The sequence below is a fragment of the Geoalkalibacter subterraneus genome (assembly GCF_000827125.1).
Taxonomy (GTDB): Bacteria; Desulfobacterota; Desulfuromonadia; order Desulfuromonadales; family Geoalkalibacteraceae; genus Geoalkalibacter_A; species Geoalkalibacter_A subterraneus.
Window position 1 is genome coordinate 457,795 of record NZ_CP010311.1, and the last position, 21,647, is coordinate 479,441.

The 21,647-nt window shown below is 60.1% G+C and carries 13 protein-coding genes; 8 read left to right on the forward strand and 5 right to left on the reverse strand.

What is annotated here, in order from left to right; translation table 11 throughout:
• Window positions 1-51 precede the first annotated feature (51 nt).
• The 4 genes from gatB to GSUB_RS17810 all read left to right on the forward strand — a co-directional run bounded on the left by gatB (window position 52) and on the right by GSUB_RS17810 (window position 7,433).
• Window positions 52-1,500 (forward strand): Asp-tRNA(Asn)/Glu-tRNA(Gln) amidotransferase subunit GatB, encoded by a 1,449-nt coding sequence (gatB, locus tag GSUB_RS02150; protein ID WP_040198989.1) that lies wholly within the window; start codon window positions 52-54, stop codon window positions 1,498-1,500.
• Window positions 1,501-1,620: 120 nt separating this feature from the next.
• Window positions 1,621-2,664 (forward strand): S-methyl-5-thioribose-1-phosphate isomerase, encoded by a 1,044-nt coding sequence (gene mtnA, locus GSUB_RS02155; protein WP_040198990.1) that lies wholly within the window; start codon window positions 1,621-1,623, stop codon window positions 2,662-2,664.
• 3 nt (window positions 2,665-2,667) lie between these two features.
• Window positions 2,668-5,874 (forward strand): bifunctional [glutamate--ammonia ligase]-adenylyl-L-tyrosine phosphorylase/[glutamate--ammonia-ligase] adenylyltransferase, encoded by a 3,207-nt coding sequence (gene glnE / locus GSUB_RS02160; RefSeq protein WP_040198991.1) that lies wholly within the window; start codon window positions 2,668-2,670, stop codon window positions 5,872-5,874.
• Between the two features lie 188 nt (window positions 5,875-6,062).
• Window positions 6,063-7,433: a response regulator gene (locus GSUB_RS17810; protein WP_052464397.1), complete on the forward strand. Its 1,371-nt coding sequence runs from the start codon at window positions 6,063-6,065 to the stop codon at window positions 7,431-7,433.
• A gap of 32 nt (window positions 7,434-7,465) precedes the next feature.
• Here the strand turns inward: GSUB_RS17810 and GSUB_RS02175 are convergent, their stop codons facing one another.
• Both GSUB_RS02175 and GSUB_RS02180 read right to left on the reverse strand, forming a co-directional pair.
• Window positions 7,466-9,325, reverse strand: a complete 1,860-nt coding sequence (locus GSUB_RS02175) for a B12-binding domain-containing radical SAM protein (protein ID WP_040198992.1) — start codon at window positions 9,323-9,325, stop codon at window positions 7,466-7,468.
• Between the two features lie 53 nt (window positions 9,326-9,378).
• Window positions 9,379-9,936 (reverse strand): MXAN_5187 C-terminal domain-containing protein, encoded by a 558-nt coding sequence (locus GSUB_RS02180; protein WP_052464399.1) that lies wholly within the window; start codon window positions 9,934-9,936, stop codon window positions 9,379-9,381.
• Window positions 9,937-10,092: 156 nt separating this feature from the next.
• On the opposite strand from GSUB_RS02180, the gene glmU reads away from it, so the two are divergent.
• From glmU to GSUB_RS02195, 3 genes are all read left to right on the forward strand, one after another.
• Complete coding sequence (glmU, locus tag GSUB_RS02185; protein ID WP_040198993.1) at window positions 10,093-11,475, forward strand: bifunctional UDP-N-acetylglucosamine diphosphorylase/glucosamine-1-phosphate N-acetyltransferase GlmU; 1,383 nt, start codon at window positions 10,093-10,095, stop codon at window positions 11,473-11,475.
• 177 nt (window positions 11,476-11,652) lie between these two features.
• Window positions 11,653-13,482: a glutamine--fructose-6-phosphate transaminase (isomerizing) gene (glmS, locus tag GSUB_RS02190; protein WP_040198994.1), complete on the forward strand. Its 1,830-nt coding sequence runs from the start codon at window positions 11,653-11,655 to the stop codon at window positions 13,480-13,482.
• Between the two features lie 14 nt (window positions 13,483-13,496).
• Window positions 13,497-14,306: a carbohydrate deacetylase gene (locus GSUB_RS02195; protein ID WP_040198995.1), complete on the forward strand. Its 810-nt coding sequence runs from the start codon at window positions 13,497-13,499 to the stop codon at window positions 14,304-14,306.
• 13 nt (window positions 14,307-14,319) lie between these two features.
• On the opposite strand, the gene GSUB_RS02200 is transcribed toward GSUB_RS02195, so the two are convergent.
• The 3 genes from GSUB_RS02200 to GSUB_RS02210 form a co-directional block, all read right to left on the reverse strand.
• Complete coding sequence (locus GSUB_RS02200) at window positions 14,320-15,396, reverse strand: tetratricopeptide repeat protein (RefSeq protein ID WP_040198996.1); 1,077 nt, start codon at window positions 15,394-15,396, stop codon at window positions 14,320-14,322.
• Between the two features lie 10 nt (window positions 15,397-15,406).
• Window positions 15,407-16,243, reverse strand: a complete 837-nt coding sequence (locus GSUB_RS02205; protein ID WP_052464401.1) for a hypothetical protein — start codon at window positions 16,241-16,243, stop codon at window positions 15,407-15,409.
• A gap of 78 nt (window positions 16,244-16,321) precedes the next feature.
• Window positions 16,322-20,245: a cytochrome c3 family protein gene (locus GSUB_RS02210; protein ID WP_040198997.1), complete on the reverse strand. Its 3,924-nt coding sequence runs from the start codon at window positions 20,243-20,245 to the stop codon at window positions 16,322-16,324.
• A 351-nt stretch (window positions 20,246-20,596) separates the two neighbouring features.
• Between GSUB_RS02210 and GSUB_RS02215 the strand changes: the two genes are divergently transcribed.
• Window positions 20,597-21,601, forward strand: a complete 1,005-nt coding sequence (locus GSUB_RS02215; RefSeq protein WP_158414027.1) for a glycosyltransferase — start codon at window positions 20,597-20,599, stop codon at window positions 21,599-21,601.
• Window positions 21,602-21,647: the final 46 nt, after the last annotated feature.

The following is a 21,647-nucleotide window of genomic DNA, read 5'->3' on the forward strand; positions in this document are numbered from 1 at the left end:
CGCCCTGAACACAAAAATGGTTGCCCCACGCTTAATTCAAGAGGAACGATCATGATTTCAAAATATGAAACTGTCATAGGGCTGGAGGTTCATGTCCAGCTCACGACGGATACCAAGATCTTCTGCGGCTGTTCGACCCGTTTCGGCGAAGCGCCCAACAGCCAGACCTGCCCCGTTTGCCTGGGGCTGCCGGGCGCCCTGCCGGTTCTCAACAGGAAAGTGGTCGATTTCGCCATCCTGACCGGGTTGGCGACCAATTGCAGCATTGCGCCGCGTTCTATCTTCGCGCGCAAGAATTATTTCTATCCCGATCTGCCGAAGGGCTATCAGATCAGCCAGTACGAGCTGCCCATCTGTGAACATGGGCGGCTCGACATCGAGACCGAGGAGGGTGGCCCCAAGTCCATCGGCATCACCCGCATCCACATGGAGGAGGACGCAGGCAAATCGATGCACGGTGAAACGCCGGAGACCGTCAATTCCTCCCTGGTCGATCTCAATCGCGCCTGCACGCCGCTGCTTGAGATCGTGTCGGAGCCCGACATGCGCTCCGCCGACGAAGCGATCGCCTACCTCAAGAAACTTCACCAGATCGTGGTCTACCTCGGCGTGTGCGACGGCAGCATGGAGCAGGGCTCCTTCCGCTGCGACGCCAATGTCTCGGTGCGTCCCCATGGCCAGGCACGCTTCGGCACCCGCGCCGAGATCAAAAACATCAACTCCTTCCGTTTCATCAAGCAGGCCATCGAGTACGAAGTCGAGCGCCAGGTGGAGCTGATTGAAGATGGCGGCCACGTGGTGCAGGAAACCCGCCTGTTCGATCCCGACACTGGCATGACCCGCTCCATGCGCGGCAAAGAGGAAGCCCACGATTACCGCTATTTCCCCGACCCCGACCTGGTGCCGCTGGTGATCAAGGAGGATTGGATCGAGCGGGTCCGGACCCGGATGCCCGAACTGCCTGAAGCGAAGATGGAACGCTTCATGCGTGATTACGGGATTCCCGCCTACGACGCCGAGGTGCTGACCGCCGACCGACCCCTGGCCGAATATTACGATGCCTGCGTCAAGCTGCATGGCGGCGGAAAAATCTGCGCCAACTGGGTGATGGGTGAGGTCACGCGCGGACTCAACGAGCAGGGAATCGCCATTGCCGACTGCCCGGTGACCCCCGAGATGCTGGCCGGCATGCTCAAGCGCATCGATGACAACACCATCTCCGGCAAGATTGCCAAAAAAGTTTTCGATGCCATGTGGTCGACCGGCAAGGACGCCGATACCATTATCGAGGAGCAGGGGCTCAAACAGGTCACCGACACTGGCGCCATCGAGGCCATGGTGGACGAGATCCTGGCCGCCAACCCGGACCAGGTCGAGGAATTCCGCGGCGGCAAGGAGAAGGTGCTGGGCTTTTTCGTTGGCCAGGTGATGAAGGCCAGCAAAGGCAAAGCCAACCCCGGCATGGTCAACGAGCTTCTCAGGAAGAAGCTGCAGGATTAATTTTTTTCTCAACGCAGAGACGCAGAGATCGGAGAGGCGGAGATTTTTAAACTTCAAAGATCTCTCCAGGCTCGGCTTTCTCTGCGCCTCTCCGTTGATTGTTTTTAAAAAGGATGTCTCATGTCCATCAAACCGATCCAATTCAAAGACGACACCCTGTTGATGATCGACCAGCGGCTGCTGCCCACCGAGGAGGTCTGGCTCGAGTATCGCGACTACCGCAGCATTGCCGAGGCGATCAAGACCATGGTGGTGCGGGGCGCCCCGGCCATCGGTGTGGCGGCGGCTTACGGCGCGGCTTTTGGCGCGCGTGAGATCGAGGCGGAGGATTTTGCCGCCTTCCGCCCCCGTTTCGAAAAGGTCTGCCGGGTGCTGGCCGAAACCCGACCCACTGCGGTCAATCTGTTCTGGGCGCTGGAGCGCATGACCAACTTCGCCCTGGCCCATCAGGAGCTGTCCCTGCCTGAGCTGCGTGAACGGTTGATGGCTGAAGCGCACGAGATTGCCGCAGAGGATGAGCGCATCAACCGCGCCCTGGGAAAAAACGGCGCCGCGTTGATTCCGAACCCGGCCCGGGTGCTGACTCACTGCAACGCCGGCGCCCTGGCCACCGCAGGCTACGGGACCGCCCTCGGTGTGGTGCGCGCTGCTGTGGAGGCTGGGCACGAGCTGATGGTGTATGCCGACGAGACGCGCCCGTTCCTGCAGGGTGCGCGCCTGACGGCCTGGGAGCTGATGAAGGACCGTATTCCGGTGACGCTGATCTGCGACAACATGGCCGGTTATCTCATGAGCCGGGGCGAGATCGACTGCGTCATTGTCGGTGCCGACCGCATCGCCGCCAACGGCGACACGGCCAACAAGATCGGTACCTACACGGTGGCCGTCCTGGCTCGTGAACACGGCATCCCCTTTTATGTCGCCGCGCCCATTTCCACCATCGACCTGAGCCTGCCCGACGGCAGCCAGATCCCCATCGAGGAACGCGGCCCGCGCGAAGTCACCCATATGGGGGGCAGGCAGCTGGCGCCCGATTCCATCGGGGTGCGCAACCCCGCCTTCGATGTTACCCCCGCACGGCTGATTACGGCGATCATCACCGAGCATGGCGTGGTGCGCGATAATTTCACCGCCGGGCTGAAAAGCCTTGTCGAGCAGGGGTAGCCTATGACCCGAACACAGCTGCAGGAGGCGGTAGAAGCCTGCCGAGATGCGGACGAGGCCTGTCTTGCCGAAATCCTTGGCGGACTTGGCTACCTGCAGCCTCGCCGCAGTGCCACCAACCTGGTGCTGCTGGCCGAAAATCCCGATCTGGCCGGGCTGCTTGATCTCATAATCGTTGACGCCCTCGAGAGCGCTTCACCGGACGACACTCTCAACGCTCTGGAACGACTGGCCAATACGGCTGAATCCGAAGACCTTCTGGCCGTCATCAACGCCCCTGAAATGCGCCGGCGGTTATTCGTCATTCTGGGGGCGTCTCCCTTTTTGGCCAGCCTTCTCTGTCGCGACAGCCACTACCTGCGCCGCCTTCTGGTGGAAAACGACCTTCTGCGCAGTAAAAGCGGCAGCCAGATGATCCGCCAGTTGCGTGAACTGATCCCCGACGGGAGCGATTTCTCCTTTCTGCAGCAGGAGCTTCGCCGCTATAAACGACGTGAAATTCTGCGCATCGGCGGCAGGGATCTGTGCGAGCTGGCCGACCTGACCCAGACCACTGCGGAGCTTTCCGATCTGGCCGGGGCCTGTCTTGATCGGGCCATCGAAATCTGTTCGGCAATCCTTCAGCAGGAATACGGCCCGCCCCAGGTTGTCGAAGAAGAAGGCAGCGAACCCTACGAACCCCGGTTCTGCGTGCTCGGCATGGGGAAATTCGGTGGCCGGGAGTTGAATTTTTCTTCGGATATCGACCTCATTTATCTTTATTCTTCGGAGCGCGGCGAAACTCTCGGGGTGAAAAACGAGCGCGGCGAGATCAAAAACCGCATCGAGGTCCACCCCTATTTCGTCAAGCTGGCCGAGATGGTGACGCGCGCCATCGGGCAGGTTACCGAGGACGGGTTTGTGTTCCGGGTCGACTGCAACCTACGTCCGGAAGGGAGCCGCGGTGAAATGGCCATCTCCCTGCGAGGTGCGGAAGTTTATTATGAAAGCTGGGGGCAGAGCTGGGAGCGCGCCGCCATGCTCAAGGCCCGGCCGGTGGCCGGGTCGAAAGAACTGGGTGAACGGGTCATCAAGACCCTGACGCCTTTTATTTACCGGCGGTACCTCGATTACGGCATGGTCGAAGATATCAAGGCCATGAAGCAGAAGATCGACCGCAATCTGTCCCGGGCCCGCGAAGGAGAGGTAAACCTTAAGCTGGGCTGGGGCGGAATCCGCGAAATCGAATTTTTCGTGCAGGCCCTGCAGTTGATCTACGCCGGCAAAAATGTTCATCTGCGCGAGCGAAATACCCTCAAGGCGCTGGAGCTGCTGCGTCGCGAAGAGCTGATCGGCGACGAGGAATGCCGCAACCTCAGCGAAGCCTATGTTTTTCTGCGTACGGTTGAGCATCGCCTCCAGATGGTACAGGAGCGCCAGACGCACAACCTGCCTAAAAAAGAAGAAGAGATGGCGCTGCTGGCCCGGCGCTGCGGTTTTGCCGAAATGGATGGATTCACCCGCACCCTGGCGCGCCATCGCGAAAATGTCCATGCCATCTATCGCGACCTGTTTTTCACCAGCGAGGAGAAGATCAAGGAGGAGATCCGGCCGGAGGTCAACTTCCTGTTCGATCCCAACGCCGATCCCGATCTGGTCAAGGACCTGCTGGCCGAAAAAGGGTTCAAAAACGTGGAAGGCGCCTACGAGAATCTGGTGGTTCTGCGGCGCGGCGGCAGTGCCGCTTTTCTCACCGAGCGGGCGCGACGCATGCTCGAGCGCATCGCGCCGCTGCTGCTGCAGGAGGTGCTCGACAGTCCCGAACCGGAGATGGCACTCACCAACCTGGAGCGTTTTCTCTCCGCCCTGCGGGCGCGCTACTCCTTTTACGCGCTGTTGGCGGAAAACCACGAAATTCTCAAACTGCTGATCAACCTGTTCGGCACCAGCCTGTTCCTGTCACGCATTTTCATCCAGCATCCTGAAATTCTCGATGCTCTCGTGTCCCGTCATTATGCCGTGATCAACAAGGACAAGGAGCGGCTGCGCGAGGATATCAAAGACCATTTCGCGCGTGCTCACGATTACGAGGAGAAGCTCGAGGCCCTGCGCCGCTATCGCAACGAGGAGTTTCTGCGCATCGCCCTGCACGATCTTTCCGGGCGGCTCGGTCAGGCGGAAGGGACGGGACAGCTGTCCATGCTGGCGGAAGTCTGCCTGGAGCAGGCGGTGGAACTGGCGCGCGAGGAATTGCGCCCCCGGTTTGGCCTCCCCATGTGTGAGGACGACAACGGCCTTGAGCGCGAAGCCGCTTTTGCCATCGTCGGCATGGGCAAGCTCGGCGGCCGCGAGCTGACCTACCACTCCGATCTCGATATCATTTTTATCTATGAAACCGACGGAACCAACCGTCCCGCCTCCGGCACCGATCCGGAACGATTCCGGGAATTGACCAACCATCAGTATTTTTCCCGCCTGGCTCAGCGTATTATCTCGATCCTGACGCTGCAGACCCGCGAGGGGGTGGTTTATAAGATCGACACCCGCCTGCGGCCGTCCGGCAACCAGGGGCCGCTGGTCACCAATCTACCCGCCTACCAGCAGTATCACGACTCCCGCGCCGCGCTCTGGGAGCGCCAGGCGCTGACCAAGGCTCGCACCGTGACTGGCCCGGACTGGTTCGCAAAACGCATCGATGAGGTCAACCAGGCGCAGGTCTATGAAAAACCGGTTCCCGACACCCTCAGGAGTGAAATCTACCGCCTGCGGGGTCGGATGGAGAGCGAGATCGCCAAGGAGAGCGCCGATCACTTCAATATCAAGACCGGCCGTGGCGGGATGGTCGATGTCGAGTTCTTGGCCCAATATCTGCAAATCCTCCATGGGGGTAAGCACCCGGAATTGCGCTGCACCAATACGCTTGATCTGCTGGATGCCCTGGAGGAGAAGGGTATTCTGAGTTTTGCCGACCACGCCGAACTCAGTACCGGCTATGCCTTTTTGCGTCGCCTGGAAAACAAATTGCGGCTGGTGCACGATCAGTCGATCAGCGAACTCTCCGGTGATCGGACCTATCTGGAAAAGCTGGCGCGACGCCTCGGCTATCCTGAGCGGCCCATGCGCCCCGACCAGGCGTTTCTGGCGGATTACCGCAACACCACAGAAAAGATCCGCGCCATATTCGAACGCTTTCTTGGATCCGAGGCCGATACGAAGGCATCGGAATCCTAAACAGGAATCTGAACAAAGGAAAACAGATTTTATGCAAAGACAACGACTGTGATCTCTTATTCTTTTACTGTTTCTGGCTTCCCTGCTGCTGATGGCGGGCTGCAATGTGCCCTGTGTCCCCTGTCTCTGATTCGGTGGCGGCTGGCGCTGTCGGCCCGGTTCTGCGCCCGGAGTAAGTTGAGAATCCCATGAGCACCATCCTGCTGGTTGACGATGTTGAACTGTTTCTCGAGCTGGAGCGCTCTCATCTGGAGGGACGCGGCTACGGCATTGCCACCGCCACTTCGGGCGAGCAGGCGCTGGCGCGACTCGCAGAGGTTCGTCCCGACCTGGTGCTGCTCGATCTTTATCTGCCGGATATGAACGGTGATGAGGTCTGTCGGCGGATCCGCTCTCACCTCGAATGGCAGCAGCTTCCGGTGATCATGGTCACCGCTGCCGGCAAACAGGCTGAAATCGGCAAATGCCTGGATGCCGGATGCGATGATTACATTACCAAGCCGGTCAACCGGCAGGATCTGCTGGAGAAGGTGCAGCGCCTGCTGGGCAAAGTCCGGCGCCGCACCGCCGAGCGACGGCCTTTTGCGATTCAGGTGGAAGTATCGACCGGGGGGCGCAATTTTACCAGTTACGCCCGCGACCTTTCACGCAACGGCATCTATATCCGTAGTAGCAGCGCTCTTGCGGTGAATACGGCGGTCGAGCTCCAGCTGCAGTTCCCCGAGGGGCGCGAACTCAAAGTCATGGGGCGGGTCAGGAGGGTCGAACCCGGAAAAGAGGGTGATGAAGGCGGGATGGGGATCTATTTCATCCTGCCTGACGATACGGCCCGCGCCGAGCTCGATCGACTGATTGCACAGGGAGAGAAGAGGGACGAGGCGCCGAGGGAGGCGGCCTCCCTGGAGCAGCAGCTTGCGTTTATGGGGCGCGAGAAGGCGCATCTTGAAAAAGAAAACCGTCGTCTGGCCGCCCGTGTTGATGAGCTTGAGGCCGAAAATCGCGAATTTGCCGAACACATCGTGCAGATCGAAGAGATCAACAGCAACCTGAGCAATCTTTATATCGCATCTTCAAGGTTGCATTCGGTGCTCGATCGCCACAAGGTGCTGGAGATCATCAAGGAGATCGTCATCAACTTCGTCGGCGCAGAACGTTTTGCCATTCTGACGCTCGACCGAGATCAACAGCAACTGGTGTGCGAGACCGGCGAGGGACTCGATGTCGAGGGATTTAAGCCTGTCGCCCCCGGTGAAGGATTTCTCGGGCAGGTCTTTCAGGATAAAAAGATTTATCTGCGAACAGGCCCCCTGTCGTCACCCGGCGAAGAGTCCGAGGCGCCCCTGGTGGTGGTGCCCCTGACCATCGGCGACGAGGTTCTGGGGCTGCTGGTGGTTTACGCTCTTTTCGTTCAGAAGGACCGGCTTGAAGAGATAGACCACCAGCTGTTCTCCATGCTCGGTGAACATGCCGCCACTGCCCTTTTCTCAGCGACGCTTCACGAGGAAACCGAACGCAAGCGCGCTACCTATAAAGGGTTCATGGATCTACTGCTCAGGTAGAAGATTCACTGGGATTCCAGCGGGTGCCTGATTTATTCCGGCGGCAGCAGGATTCCTTCGCTGACGGCGAATTCGATGAACTCCTCCCCTTCCTGGCGGTTGACGCTGCCGTCGAAAATTTCCTGCGGCGAGCGGCTGCCGTCGCTACCCTGCAACAGCCTGGCAAAGTCTTCCTCCAGCGATTCGCAGACAATTTCTCCTCCCCGCCGCAAAAAGAGAGCGGTGGATCCTACCGGGCGAAAAAGGTTGACGAATTGCCGCAAATCCATCTCGTCGACCTGCAGCAGGTCGATGATCTCATAGCGAAAGCGCACCACCCGGGACGCGGGATTGAGTCGCCAGCGGGTTGTCCATAAATCGAGAGGGCGAAGCTGTTCGCTCTCCGCCGGTATCGTTTCCGGCCCCAGGACGGTTTCAGCGTAATGGTAATGATAGCGGATCAGGTCGCGTGCTGCAGGCAGAAGATGGCCGCAGCCTTTGTCTTTGAGGAGGTAAGCGGTAAAATCCATCTGCAGATCACGGATGTCCCGGGGTTGCCAGCTCTCCACATTCTCAATCTGTTGCCGGGACAGATTGCGCTCTTGCTGCAGCCAGTGCAGGAAAAAGTCGAGCAGATCGCAGGGATCGAAATCGACGGCTTCCGCCAGGGGGAGAAAAAAGCCGACCGCCCGCCCGCGATTGTAAAAAATGTCGGTTGCGGCCGCCAGCAGTCGGGCCTGACGGAGTTTTTCACCCTCAAAGCCTGGGGCTGCAGTGATTTCATAAGGCGGCTGCGGCTGGAACTCGAGCCCCAGATCCGCATGATCGCGGTGCAGGGCCGTCCCGGGCAGCACCGCAAGAGGAAAGATATCAACCTGATTGGGGCGCAATTCCAGGGCGAACCGCAAAGTGTTGCGGAATCCCTCATAATTATCGCCGGGCAGGCCGTAGATGATGTCGAAGCCGTAGGTGATCCCATCCACAGAGAGGAGCGATATTTTCTGGCGGAACAGTCCCTGGTCCAATGTGCGGTGGATGCGCTTGAGGGCTGCCGGAGTGACGGTCTGCAGGCCGATTTGCACCGAACAGGAGAGCCCGGCGAGCAGCTGGGCGCTTTCACGATCGAGAAAGTCGGCCTTCGCCTCCAGGTGAAAATGGATGTGGGGAGCTTTTTCGTTCAGCAGCCGAAGCAGTTTTTTGCCCCGCTCGGGAGGGTGGTTGAAGGTTGAATCGAGCACCCATATCTGGCTGACGCCGTTTGCGACGAACAGGTGCAGTTCATCCTCAAGGCGTTTTTCATCGATGGGGCGCAGTTGATTGTTGCCGCGGCCGTCGTAGCAGAAATCGCAGGTAAAGGGGCAGCCACGTGCAACTTCCCACAATACTCCGTCTTCCCGGGGCGCCAGAACCCCTGTCAACCAAGGGGACGGAACGTCCTGCAAAGAGGGGGGTGTGACGTCTTGCTGGAGGGATTCCGGCTCCCCCGGGGTGCAGACTCCGGGGAGGTCCAGCGGTTTTCCTTGATGGATGCGTGCCACCAGCTCGGGGAAAATGGTTTCTGCCTCGCCGCGCACCACGGCATCGAAAACGCCGCTTGCCAGGAGTTTTTCGGCGACGGCTCCGGCCTCGGGGCCGCCGCAGATGACAGGCAGCTGCGGCTGACGTTTTTTCAGTTCGCCGGCCAGTTCGATAACTGAAATATGGTTCCAGACGTAAAGGGGAAAACCCACCAGGGTGGGAGCGTACTTTATGATCCGCGCCGCCAACTCCTCGACGCTTTCGTCCTGGTAAAGGTCGACAAGGTGTGTCGCAGAGCGTATTTCAGGCGGCAGCGTCGCCGCCAGGCAACCTGCCGCCAGGGGTATGGCCTGGGCGGAGGGGCGAACGTGAAGCGTGGCAAGTACGATGTGCATGGGCGCTCCCTTTTGAGGTCGATTCATCGGGGTTTAAGCCCTTGACCCAGGCTTTAGTGCTTTTTGGCGCGGACCTTGATTTTGGGCTTGCCTCCTTCGACGACCACGCGGAACTCAACCTCGCGTTCGCCGAAGGTTTCCTTGATGCGCCCGCGCTGAGCCTCGATGAAACGTGCGATCTTTTCCCGGTCTTGCCCGTCGCCGCCTGGGTTGTTGCCGCCGGCTTGGCGCAACTGTTCGACGAGGCGGTCAATTTCCTCCTCGCGCCGGCCGGACCCGGCTGAAGCGTTGCGGCTGGCCGGGGATGGACGCGCGGGAAGACCGGTCGCTCCCCGCACGAAGCGTCCCTCATCCATCAGGCGCAGAATTCGATCCCAATATCCGGCGTAGCTGTGGAAGCGTCCGGCCAGGGTCTGATACTTGAAGCGCAGATCGGTCTGCATGATTTTGCGATTGGCGAAGTGGCGCAGGCGCGCCGCAAGTGCCTCCCGCAGCTTGATCGGCTCAAGTTTTTCGGCGCCACCGAAATATTTCTCGTAATGTATCTGCAACTCTCGCAGATCATTCTCGATTCGGTGCAGCGCCTGCTCTATTTTAATGCGATCGCTCATAGACATATTCATCAGTGCCCCAAATATACTGAAGGGTGCGGGTGAATGCAAAATAAATGGTTTGCTCCAGTGCCGTCACATGGCGCATTGCTTGACGCGCTTCGTCCTTTCCGAGATAATTGGTCGAATTTCTGAGTCTTTCTTTGAGGAGGGTTTATGCCGGATAAACAGTTGGCTGCGGTGATTCTCGCTGCGGGCAAAGGAACGCGGATGAAATCCCGGACGGCCAAGGTGCTGCATCCCCTGGCCGGTTTGCCGATGGCCGCTTATCCCACCCGCCTTGCGCGCGATCTCGGGTGTGACCCGCGTGTCATGGTGGTGGGACACCAGGCGGCGGAGGTCGAAAGCGCTCTGAAGGGGGAGGGGCTTGAGTTCGCCCTGCAAAACGAACAGCTCGGCACGGGGCACGCGCTGCTCTGTGCCGCTCCCTCCCTGGAGGGATTCTGCGGCGATCTTTTGCTGCTGTGCGGGGATGTTCCCTTGCTCCGCCGTGAGACGCTTGAAAATCTGCTTCGTTATCATCGCAGCGAGCAGGCCGCTGTGACTGTTTTGACCGCGGAGATGGCCGATCCCCATGGTTATGGACGCATCGTGCGCGACGGCGAAGAGGTGCTGCGGATCGTCGAGGAGAAGGATGCCTCGCGCAAGGAAAAATGCATCCGTGAAATCAACACCGGTATCTATCTGTTTGCCGCGCCCTTTGTGTTCGAGGCGCTGCAGGGTCTGGGGCGCGACAATGCCCAGAATGAATATTACCTCACCGATGTGCTGGCGGCCGCCCGCTCCCGGGGGGAAAAGGTGCGCGCCCTCGGGGTGGATGATCCCATGGAAATCATGGGGATCAACGACCGGGTGCAGTTGGCCTGCGCGGCAGGCTATCTGCGGCAGCGGATCAATCGCGGGCACATGCTCTCGGGCGTGACCCTGATCGACCCCGCTACGACCTATATCGATGCAGAGGTCGACATTGCGCCTGATACAACCGTTTATCCCAATGTTCACCTGCGCGGTCAAACCCGCATCGGCAGCGACTGTATTATCGAGCCGGGCGTGGTGGTCACCGATTGTGAAATCGGCGACCAGGTCCACATCAAATCTTCCACCGTCATGACAGAGGCACAGGTCGGGCGGGCCTGTACCCTCGGTCCCATGGCGCACCTGCGCCCGGGGACCTCCCTGGCCGGACAGAATAAGCTGGGCAATTTCGTTGAAACCAAGAAAGCGGTGCTGGCCGAAAAGGCACAGGCCAGCCATCTCACCTATATCGGCGATGCCGAGGTGGGGCGCAACGTCAATATCGGCTGTGGAACCATCACCTGCAATTACGACGGCGTCAACAAGCACCGCACCATCATCGAGGATGATGTCTTTGTCGGATCCGACACCCAGTTTGTCGCTCCGGTGCGCATCGGGCGCGGGGCACTGATCGGGGCGGGGTCCACCATCACCAGGGATGTCCCGGCCGACGCCCTCTCCCTGGCGCGTAGCGAGCAGAAAATCATCGAAGGGTGGGCGGCGCGCAAGCGCAGGAAAAAGTAAACTGATAGTATTCACCTTGTGTGGGGTCGCAGCTCCCATGACAAGGGTGTCTGGCGCCATGGAGGGCGCAAGTCAAACGGCCAGGGACGGCGAAAAGTGTCCCTTGACATGGGAGTTGCGACCCCATGCTGAACAGTTGCGACTGATCATTCATTTCTCATTTTCAGAGGTTTTTATATGTGTGGAATTGTCGGATATATCGGGGCGCAGCAGGCTTCGCCCATTGTTCTTGAAGGGTTGAGGCGGCTTGAATATCGTGGCTACGACTCGGCCGGCATCGCGACATTTGATGACGGGCACATCGAGATCCGTCGCGCCGAAGGCAAGCTCTCCAACCTGGAGCAGCAGCTGCGCGAGCGGCCGGTGACCGGCCGCCTCGGCATCGGGCACACCCGCTGGGCGACCCACGGCCGCCCCTCCGAGATCAATGCCCACCCCCATAAGGCCGGCGACATTGTGGTGGTGCATAATGGCATTATCGAAAACTACCTCGATCTACGCGAGCGATTGCGCGACCAGGGGCATGTTTTCAGCTCTGAAACCGACACTGAAATCATTGCCCATCTGGTGGACGAACATTACCGTGACTGTGGCGATTTCGCCTCTGCCGTGCGGGCGGCACTCAAGGAGGTGCGCGGCGCCTATGCCGTGGCCATGCTCTGCGAGCAGGAGCCCGACAAGCTGGTGGCGGCCAAGCTGGGCTCTCCACTGGTGGTCGGCCAGGGGCAGGGGGAGAATTTTGTCGCCTCCGACATCCCCGCCATGCTGTCTCACACCCGGGAGATGATTTTTCTCGAAGATGGCGAGATGGTGGTTTTTACCCCCGATGAACTCAAATTCACCACCCTGGAAGGCGCTCCACTGGAAAAGACCCCGCGCACCATCACCTGGACACCGCTGATGGCGGAAAAGGGCGGCTATCGCCACTTCATGCTCAAGGAGATCTATGAGCAGCCGCGGGCCATGGCCGACACCCTGGCCGGGCGTATCCGCGAAGAGGCCGGAGACATCTACCTTGAGGATCTCAATCTGGATGATGAAACGCTGCGCTCCATGGACAAGGTCAACATCGTCGCCTGCGGAACGTCCTGGCATGCCGGTCTGGTCGGCAAGTTTCTCGCTGAAAAACTGGCCCGCGTGCCGGTGGAGGTCGATATCGCCAGCGAATTCCGCTACCGCGATCCCATCGTGACGCCCCGCACCCTGACCGTGCTGATCAGCCAGAGCGGCGAAACCGCCGACACCCTCGCCGGTCTGCGCGAAGCCAAGGGCAAGGGGGGCAAGGTCGTCTCCATCTGCAACGTGGTCGATTCTTCCATTGCGCGGGAAAGCGACGGCGTCATCTACACTCATGCCGGTCCCGAGATCGGCGTGGCTTCGACCAAGGCCTTTACCACTCAGCTTGTCGCCCTGGTGCTGTTTGCCTGCAAGCTCGGCCGGGTCCGGGGGACTCTTGATGAGAACGAATGCCGTCTGCTGGGAGAGGAGCTGGTCAAGCTGCCGCGCAAGATCGAAGAAGCGCTGGAGCAGGATGCCGCCATTGAGGAAGTGGCCAAACTCTACATGAACGCCAGCGACTTTCTCTACCTCGGCCGCGGCAACCAGTACCCCATTGCACTGGAAGGGGCTCTCAAGCTCAAGGAAATTTCCTACATTCACGCCGAAGGTTATCCCGCCGGGGAGATGAAGCACGGCCCCATCGCCCTGATCGATGAACATCTTCCGGTGGTGGTGCTGCTTCCCAATAATGAAACCCGCGAAAAAGTCATTTCCAACATGCAGGAAGTGCGCGCCCGCGCAGGGCAGGTCATTGCGATTACCGATCTCGACGACAGCCTGGTGCGCGACAACGCCGATCATGTCCTGACATTCCCCGGCATACGCGACGAATTGATGCCGGTGGTCCTCTCCGTTCCCATGCAGCTGCTCGCCTATCATATCGCCGTTCTCAAAGGGACCGACGTCGACCAGCCGCGCAACCTCGCCAAGAGTGTGACTGTGGAATAGATTGCGATCAGGCCATGATCCGTTTGATCGTCAGTGCCGATGACCTTGGGGTCAATCCGGCCCGTAATCATGGGATTCTGGAAGCTTTTACCCACGGGATCGTTACCAGCGCCTCCCTGTTGGCCAATGGGGAGGCGTTTTGCGAGGCGGTTGACCTTGCCAGAGAAGCACAATTGCCGGTGGGCGTTCATCTTAATCTATCCGAAGGGCTCTCCTTGACTGGATATCTCCCGGGGCTGACAGATCAGCAAGGGCGTTTCAGGGGCAAGGAGGGGTTGCGCGACTGTCTGAAGCGGGGCGCCTGCCCCATTGATGCAGTTGAGGCAGAATGGACGTCCCAGATCGAACGGGTCTTTGCCTCAGGTCTTGTCCCCGACCATCTCGACAGTCACCAGCACTGCCATCTTTTCCCGCCACTTTCAACTCTTGTGATGGCATTGGCCCAGCGCTTCAGGGTCGGCGCCGTGCGCTGCTCCCGTCCGGCTGAACCCGTCGCGGATGATCCCTGTGGGGTGGTAGGTGAAGAACTGCGCCTCTATCGCAGGCTCTCCAGGTGCCGGGAACCTGGCCGGATCAAGATGCCGGACGGCCTGTGGGGAATGACGTTGCTGAATCGTCTGGACACGGATTCGCTGTGTGGAGTGCTGGAGCGCCTTCCTGAAGGAAGCTGGGAGTTGATGACTCATCCCGGTTATCCCATGGAGGGCGGAAGCGAATTTGAAGGAGGGGCGCGGCTGGAGGAACTGCATGCGCTGACCTCGGTAGAGGCGCGCGCCGCAGTCGAACGGCGGGGAATCCAGCTATGCAGCTATCGTGAGTTGTGAGGACGAACGGTCTTCAATCCTGGACCAGGCGCAGCTTGACCGGGGTCTTGTCGCCGTAGATCTGCGTGACATGAGTCTGCATGATCCAGTCAATCCCCTGGGTGATGCTGTCGACGGTTTGGTTCAAGGGGGCTTCGCCTCCGTCATAGCGGGCTTTGATCTGCTTGCCGTTTTGGTGAAAAACCTTTCCTACTGGATTATTCCCCGATCCGACCAGGACCCGGGACTCCTTGGGGGTGCCCGTTACTCTGTATTCGATGGTGCGCGGAGGTGTGTCCGGCAGGGCCTGGATCCGTTTCTCAACCAGCTGCAATCTTTTCTCGGCCGTTAATTTCAGGTTGCCGGAAAGATTCTGATAGGGCGATCTTTGCGCGGCATGCAGGGCGCGGCGATACCAGTAGCGGGCCCGGTAGGGATCGGGCCACATTCCGCGGCCGTAGAGGTGATAATCGCCCATAAAGATTGCGGCTTCTGGGTGGCGTCCGGCAGCGAAGGCGGCCGTGAATTTGTTTGCCGCTTTTCTGTAGTCTCCCGCCAAATGCAATTGATGGCCGAGGGCGAACAGCCCGAATGGGTTGTTGTTGTCAGCCAGGCGTTGAAAGTAGTCTGCGGCGCTGCCGCCGATATCCTCTTCCTGAAGAAGCCCCTGCCGTATCAGAACTCCCAAATTGTATTGAGTATTTTCGTCCAGATCTTTGCGCTGCGCCAGCAGGCGCCAGTCAATAACTGCCTGCTTCTCTGAGACAGGCAGAAACCTGCGTGCGTCCTTTCCGGCCTCAGGATAGCTTCTCAGGTAGCGTTCAGGTAGTTGCGGCAGACTGAGTTCCGCCCGCGCGATCACCGCCGGCATGTGCCCATTGTCAGCCGCGCGGCTGATCATGCCCCAACCGCGCCGCGTCGCATTTTCGTTTTCTGCGGCGACAACCAGCCCGAGCCCACGGTCGAGTTTCTGGGGGTCGGTGCAGAGCAGGCAGTAGCGGGCGTTAAGCCAGAGGCCGAGAACCCCGATAAGAACCACAATTGTAATTATGGCCAACTTCGCCCAGAAATGGGTTGTCCCGGAGTCTGCTCGATCCGCCGCAGTGTGCAATTGGTCTCTCCTATTCCTGCAGGCTCAGCGTGTGGGCATCGCCGTGGCAGTCATTGCAGCCCTTGAACTCCTTCAGCATCTCGGCGTTGTGCGGACCGGTGCCGTGGCACTGTTCGCAGGACGAGATATCGCCGTGCTGCCCGGCATGGCAGAAGACGCAGCTCAGTGCCGCATGCTGCTTGCTTCCCTGTTCCACCTGCTCCACGGCCTGTCCGTGGCAGGACTGACACAGGCTGTTTTTCACGCCGTTTTCCAGGGTGATGTCAAGGGGCGCATGAGCGGGATGACAGGCGACGCAGCCGGCATTGTCCCGGTAGGGGGTATGGGGTTCTGCGTGACAGTCGGTGCAGGCCGGGATGGAGCCGTGGCTTGCGTAATGACACTCGGTGCAGTTTAGTGCGGTGTGGGCGCTCGCCTGTTCCGAAAGAGTTGTCTGAGGTTCGCTGTGGCAGTTGCCGCACTGGTTGGCCAAGCGCTCGACTTCAACCATGCTGGCAACCGGGGCGTGAGCATTGCGGTGGCAGGAGAGGCAGTCGATGAACGTTTCGCCGTGGGTCAGGCCGTGACACCCCTGACAGCTCGGCATGCGTTCCTCCCAGGTCAGCCCCTGCTGGAAAGAGTGAAATTTGACATGACACTCCCGGCACTGCAGCTGATGACGCCCGCCCTCATCGCGAATGGTGGTAAAGACGCTTTCGTGACATTTGGCGCATTCGAGGGTACCCATCTCGGGAACATCCTGCTGGTAGACTCCGGCGCCGGGCGGTTTTTCCGCGGCCGGGGCCAGAGTTGAAAACAGCAGAAACAGCAGGATGGTGGCGAGTCTCAGGCCCGATAACAATTTCATTGCAGTGTCCTCCTTTGTCGCAGGGCGCATTCCCCAGGCTTCCGGGCGTCCCTCAACCGCGGTCTGCGGGGCTCTTGTCTACTTGCTCCAGTTGGCCAGATTGTGCGGATCGCGATGACACCGCAGGCAATCAGGGAATTTCTTGTGCAGCCCTGATTCATGGGGCCAGCCGTGACAGGTGTCGCAGCTGATCGCATTTCCGTGGTCGCCCTGGTGGCATTCCAGGCAGTCAAGTTCGCTGTGCTTCGCCTCGCTTGCCGCCAGGGTCGCCGTCACTTCGCCATGACAGTTCCGGCAGAATGAACCGGGAATATCGGCCGGCATATAGATCTGCGTCGGGGTGTGGGGTGCATGGCAGTGCATGCAGTCTCCCTCACCCATGTCGTCGGTATGGGGCTGGTGGCATTCGGTGCACTGCTGCGCCTGTTTGTGCTGCAGGTGGCAGTTGGCGCAGTCGAGTTCGGCGTGAAGGGTGGGGACTTTCTCCATGTCCCCTGCCACCGCCGGATGACAGCTCACGCAGGCCTGACGCGTTACGGCGGTTTTGTCCAGTTCCGTCTGCCGGGGGGCATGGCCGCTATGGCAGTCCCGGCAGTTGTCGACGGCAAAATGAGGATGATCGCCGCTTTTGTGGCAGCGCGTGCAGTCGGCGATGGTTTTCTCCCCTTTCGGGGGATGCTCCGGATGACAGGAGTAACAGCCGACCGCAGTGCTGTGGGCACCGCCCTGTTGCTCAAGCACGCTGATCGCATCCTGATGGCAGGATGAACAGAGGGCTGTATCGATACGCCGGTCAAAAGAGATGTTCTGCGGCGCATGGGCATTGTGGCAGGCGCTGCAATCCTGCTGGGTCATCTCCGCATCATGGGGAGAGTGGCAGTCGAGACAGGCCTGGGTTCCCGTATGGTCGAAGTGGCACTGATTACAGTCCATCTCGCTGTGGGAGCCTGGGTTGTAGCGCATCTGCCGGTCAATCACCTGGTGGCAGGTGGCGCAGGCGGGTCGCACTTCATCCATGGCTGCAAGGTTGATTTCCGCGGGCTCATGCGGTGCGTGGCATGGAATGCACGGCTCCAGGGTGTAGTGCTGCTTGTCCAGGCGCGGGTGGCATTCCAGGCAGGGTGCGATTGTCTCCTTGCCTTCCGGAAGATGCTGGGGATGACATGCCGCACAGCCTGCCGCGTCGCGGTGGGGTCCGCCTTTTTCGGTCAAGGTCTGCGCCACGCCCTGATGGCAGGTTGCACAGTGCTGGTCGGAAACCTCGCCCGTATAGGCGATATCGGTGGGACGATGCGGTTCGTGGCAGTCGCTGCAGTCTTCCGCCGTCATTCCGGGACCGTGGGAGCTGTGACAGCGCAGGCAGTCGTACCATTGGCTATGGGCAGGATGGCAAACGCTGCAGTCCATCGGACGGTGCGCGCTGTAAAGAGAGGCAAAGGCATCGCCGACCGGACGGTGGCAGGACAGGCAGGCCGGGCGTACCGGCTTCAGTGCGGTCAGGTCCATTTCCAGGGGCGTGTGTGGGGAGTGGCAGTCACGGCACCCCTTGACGACAAAGTGTGCGTTGTCCTGAGGTGCGTGGCAGGTTTTACAATCCTGTGAGGCCGCCATCCCACGCTGAGGATGATCGGCATGGCAGTCGGTGCAGCCCGCGGCAGGATGCTGCTGGTGGCAGTCAACACATAGCAAAGCATCGCGGTGTGCCGCACCCTGGTTTTTCACCTCCTTGTAGACCTGCTGATGGCAGGCGGCGCACAGGCCTCCCTGCGGCCCCGAAGCATGATCGATTTCCGTGGGCAGGTGAGCGTCATGGCAGGTTTTGCAATCCTGGGTCGTCATGGTGTTGGCATGAGGATCATGACATTCAAGACAGGACAGGATCTCCGTATGACTCTGGTGGCAGGCACCGCAGTTCATTTGTGCGTGCGGGCTCGGCACGATCTGGTTGGGTTTCGCCATGGGATCGTCATGGCAGCTCAAACAGGCGTCGTCAGCCTGCGACATCTGGTCCCAGAGCTGGTCGAGAGGCGCGTGGGCCGGATGGCAGCCGCTGCAGTTGGGCAGTTCGTAATGGGGATTGTCGGCTGCGGCATGACAGTCGGCGCAGGCCGGAATCGCATCCTCTGCCGGGGGGTGGTTCTGGTGACAGTCCGCACAGCTCATCCCTTCGCCGTGGCCGCCGCCGAGTTCAGTCAGGGTGGCGTGAATTTCACTATGGCAGGCGGCACAGTGTGCGCCGGCAATATCGCTTTCAAACGCAACGTTCTCCGGATCATGAGGCCCATGGCACTCCTGGCAGCTGCCCTGGGTCATCTCCTCGGAGTGAGGCTCATGGCAGTCCAGGCAGAGGGGCCGATGCCCGTGCTGCTGATGGCAGTCATAGCAGGCAATCTCGGAGTGGCTGCCGCTGGACGATACAATCTGCTCCTCGACGCCGGGATGGCAGGTGAAGCAGGCCGGCGACAGGTCGGTGGGCGCATCGGCGCTGCGCTCATGAGGCGCGTGGGGCTGGTGGCAGCTGAGGCAGTTATCCAGGGTGAAGTGGGCATTTTTCTCCGGCGTATGGCACTGGGTGCAGGCCGTGGGAGTGCTGCCCTCGAGGGGAGGGTGCTGCTGGTGGCAGCGGTAGCAGCCGACCTGCTCCTGGTGAGCGCCGCCTTTCTGCTCCAGGGTCGTGACAGTTTCCTCGTGACAGGCTGCGCACCAGGATTGGGAGACGCCTGCGAAATAACGGACCGGAACAGGCTTGTGAGCACCGTGACAGGCCCGGCAATCATCCTCCGTCATGGCGTCGTTATGCGGGCTGTGGCAATCGGTGCAGGCCGGGATCTCGTTATGTTGTGCATGGCAGGTGTTGCAGGCCACATTGGCGTGAGCGCCGCCCACAGCGTCCGGTCCCTTTGTGGCCCCGGGATGACAGCTGGCACAGGTTGCACGAACGTCCTTAAAGGAGGAGAAGTCAAAGTCAAGTGGCGCGTGGGGTGGGTGGCAGCTGCTGCAGTTAGGCAGAGTGTAGTGCTCCGACGCTTCGGGCGAATGGCAGTCGGCACAGGCTGCGATTGTATCCTGGGTCCCCGGGTAGGGGTGGGAGGAATGGCAGTCGGCGCAGGCCAGATTTTTCAGATGAATACTGTTTTTAGGATCGAAACCGGCAAGAGTTTCCTTGTGACAGGCTGCGCACCAGTCTGCTCGGACCTCATCCCAGGGCTCGGCACTCACCGGGTTGTGGGGCATGTGGCAGGCGCTGCAATCCTGGGCGGTGATGGATTTGTCGTGGGTCGGGTGGCAATTGGTGCAGGATGGCGCATCGCTGGAGTGCCTTGAGTGGCAGGTTGTGCATGCCACATTGACATGGCTCCCACCGACGGAGGCGGGTCCCTGCCCTGCGGCGATATCCTCGTGGCAGCTCAGGCAGACGTCTCTGGCTCCTCTAAGGCTTGAGAATTGGAAAGCTGTTGGCTGATGCGGCGGGTGACAGCCGGCGCAATCAGAGAGGGCGTAGTGAGCGGAATCCTGCGGGGCGTGGCATTCGGCGCAGCCCAGAGCATCACCATGAGTCAGATGGCAGGTGTTGCAGTCGAGTTCGGAGTGGGCGTCGCGAGCTTTTTTCGCAGTTGCCGCGACATCCGGATGGCAGGTCGAACAGGCCTTGCGGGCATCGGTCAGGGCGGAGAATTCGAGATCGAGCGGGGCATGGGGCGAATGACAGCCGGTGCACTGGGGCAGCGCATAGTGGTTCTCACCTGCGGGATCATGGCACGCACTGCAGGGTGCGATTTCGGTTTCGGCCCCTTTCTGGGGATGAACCCAGTGACAGTTGTCACAGCTGATGAATTCGCCGTGAGCGCCGCCCTTCTGGGCAACCTCTCTGGTCTCGTCCGCATGGCATTTGGCGCAGTCCTCGAACATGCGCCCGGATGCGCTCTGTTGCGCCGCCCCGGTTGAGAAGCAAAGAAGCAATCCGACAGAAACCGTAACTAAGACCCAGCCCCAATTTTTCATTTGACCTCCTCGAGGCCGCAGTGGCAGTCTGCGACCCATCCCGAAAAACATCTCATCACCTCCATGCTCCGATAAGAGCTGACCCCATGCGGGCGGAGGCGCAAAAATTCTCAACTTTCAGTTCAACACAGCGGCTTTGCAAGCCTTGAAACTCGGCCGGCTTGCCGACACGATAGCGTTTACATACCACGGAAAGTCGGTGTAATGAAAGTCTTTTGGTTCTTTCAGCGATGCTATGCATGCCCCCGCAGGGTGCTGCAGGAAATGTAAACGATTGGTACTTCAGCTTATCGGCTGCAGGGCCGGATGTCCAGTGCCGTGCCGGTCTCGGCGGTTTTTTGGAGCAAAAAGGTGCAGATTCTTCTTGTTGTCCCCAGCCAGGACCCGGCGACCGGCAACTGGGTCACCGCCCACCGGTTCAGGGATGGACTTGAGTCCCGCGGCCACAAGGTTTCTTTCGTGGAGGTTGCCCTCGACAGTGCAGATTTCGGCAGTCTGAGGAAGGCGGCGCGTCAAGCCGACGCCGCACTTCTGCTGCATGCCTATCGATCCGGGCGCCCCTGGCTTGAAGCCGGCCTTGCCGAAACTCTCCCCTTTGGCGTGCTGATGACCGGAACCGACATCAATTTCGGCATGGATGATTCGGCCCAGGCCGCAGTTATCGACCAGGTCCTGCAGCGGGCCGCGGCGATATTCATTCAGAGCCGTCAGGCTGTTGGCGCCCTGGAGAAGAGAGCTCCCCGTCTGATTGGGCGCCTGCGTTACCTTGCACCAGGGGTCAGTCTCGGGCACAGCACCTATGACCTTCGGCAAAAGCAGGGGGTTGGGGCGGACGAAGTGGTTTTTCTATGCCCGGCGGGGATTCGTCCGGTCAAAGGAGTGCTTGGGCTGCTGGGGCTTTTTGATCGGGTGGCAAGCTGCCGCAGAGGATTCCGGGTGCTGTTCTGCGGGCCGGTGCTGGCGCGCGGCTACGCTCGGCGGTTTGAAGCGGCCCTGGCGCATCGCCCGTGGGCCCGATATCTGGGAGTGATCCCTCCCGAGGCGATGGCGGCCGCGATGCGGGGTGCGGATGTCGTTTTGAACAACTCGCGCGCTGAAGGGTTGTCCAATGCGCTGATGGAAGCGGCGGCGCTCGGGGTCCCCATTCTGGCCCGCGACATCGAAGGAAACGCCGATGTCGTCGTCCCCGGCTGCAACGGCTTGCTTTATGGCGATGTGAAGAGTTTCTGTCACCATTCTCTCGAATTGATCGATTCTCCCGAGCTGCGTCGTCGTCTCTCTCGTCCTTCCTCCGTCCCATTGACGGAGCGCAGTGCCGAAATCGACGGCCTGGAGGCCTTCTTTAGGAGCCTCTGAACCCGCGTTTTCCTGCTGATCCACTCCTGCTTTCCCCTTCGATTTG

Excerpts from the sequence above, each read along its gene's own strand:
- gatB (WP_040198989.1), top strand. The coding sequence starts at position 52 with ATGATTTCAAAATATGAAACTGTCATAGGGCTGGAGGTTCATGTCCAG.
- mtnA (WP_040198990.1), top strand. The coding sequence starts at position 1,621 with ATGTCCATCAAACCGATCCAATTCAAAGACGACACCCTGTTGATGATC.
- glnE (WP_040198991.1), top strand. The coding sequence starts at position 2,668 with ATGACCCGAACACAGCTGCAGGAGGCGGTAGAAGCCTGCCGAGATGCG.
- GSUB_RS17810 (WP_052464397.1), top strand. The coding sequence starts at position 6,063 with ATGAGCACCATCCTGCTGGTTGACGATGTTGAACTGTTTCTCGAGCTG.
- GSUB_RS02175 (WP_040198992.1), bottom strand. The coding sequence starts at position 9,325 with ATGCACATCGTACTTGCCACGCTTCACGTTCGCCCCTCCGCCCAGGCC.
- GSUB_RS02180 (WP_052464399.1), bottom strand. The coding sequence starts at position 9,936 with ATGAGCGATCGCATTAAAATAGAGCAGGCGCTGCACCGAATCGAGAAT.
- glmU (WP_040198993.1), top strand. The coding sequence starts at position 10,093 with ATGCCGGATAAACAGTTGGCTGCGGTGATTCTCGCTGCGGGCAAAGGA.
- glmS (WP_040198994.1), top strand. The coding sequence starts at position 11,653 with ATGTGTGGAATTGTCGGATATATCGGGGCGCAGCAGGCTTCGCCCATT.
- GSUB_RS02195 (WP_040198995.1), top strand. The coding sequence starts at position 13,497 with ATGATCCGTTTGATCGTCAGTGCCGATGACCTTGGGGTCAATCCGGCC.
- GSUB_RS02205 (WP_052464401.1), bottom strand. The coding sequence starts at position 16,243 with ATGAAATTGTTATCGGGCCTGAGACTCGCCACCATCCTGCTGTTTCTG.
- GSUB_RS02210 (WP_040198997.1), bottom strand. The coding sequence starts at position 20,245 with ATGAAAAATTGGGGCTGGGTCTTAGTTACGGTTTCTGTCGGATTGCTT.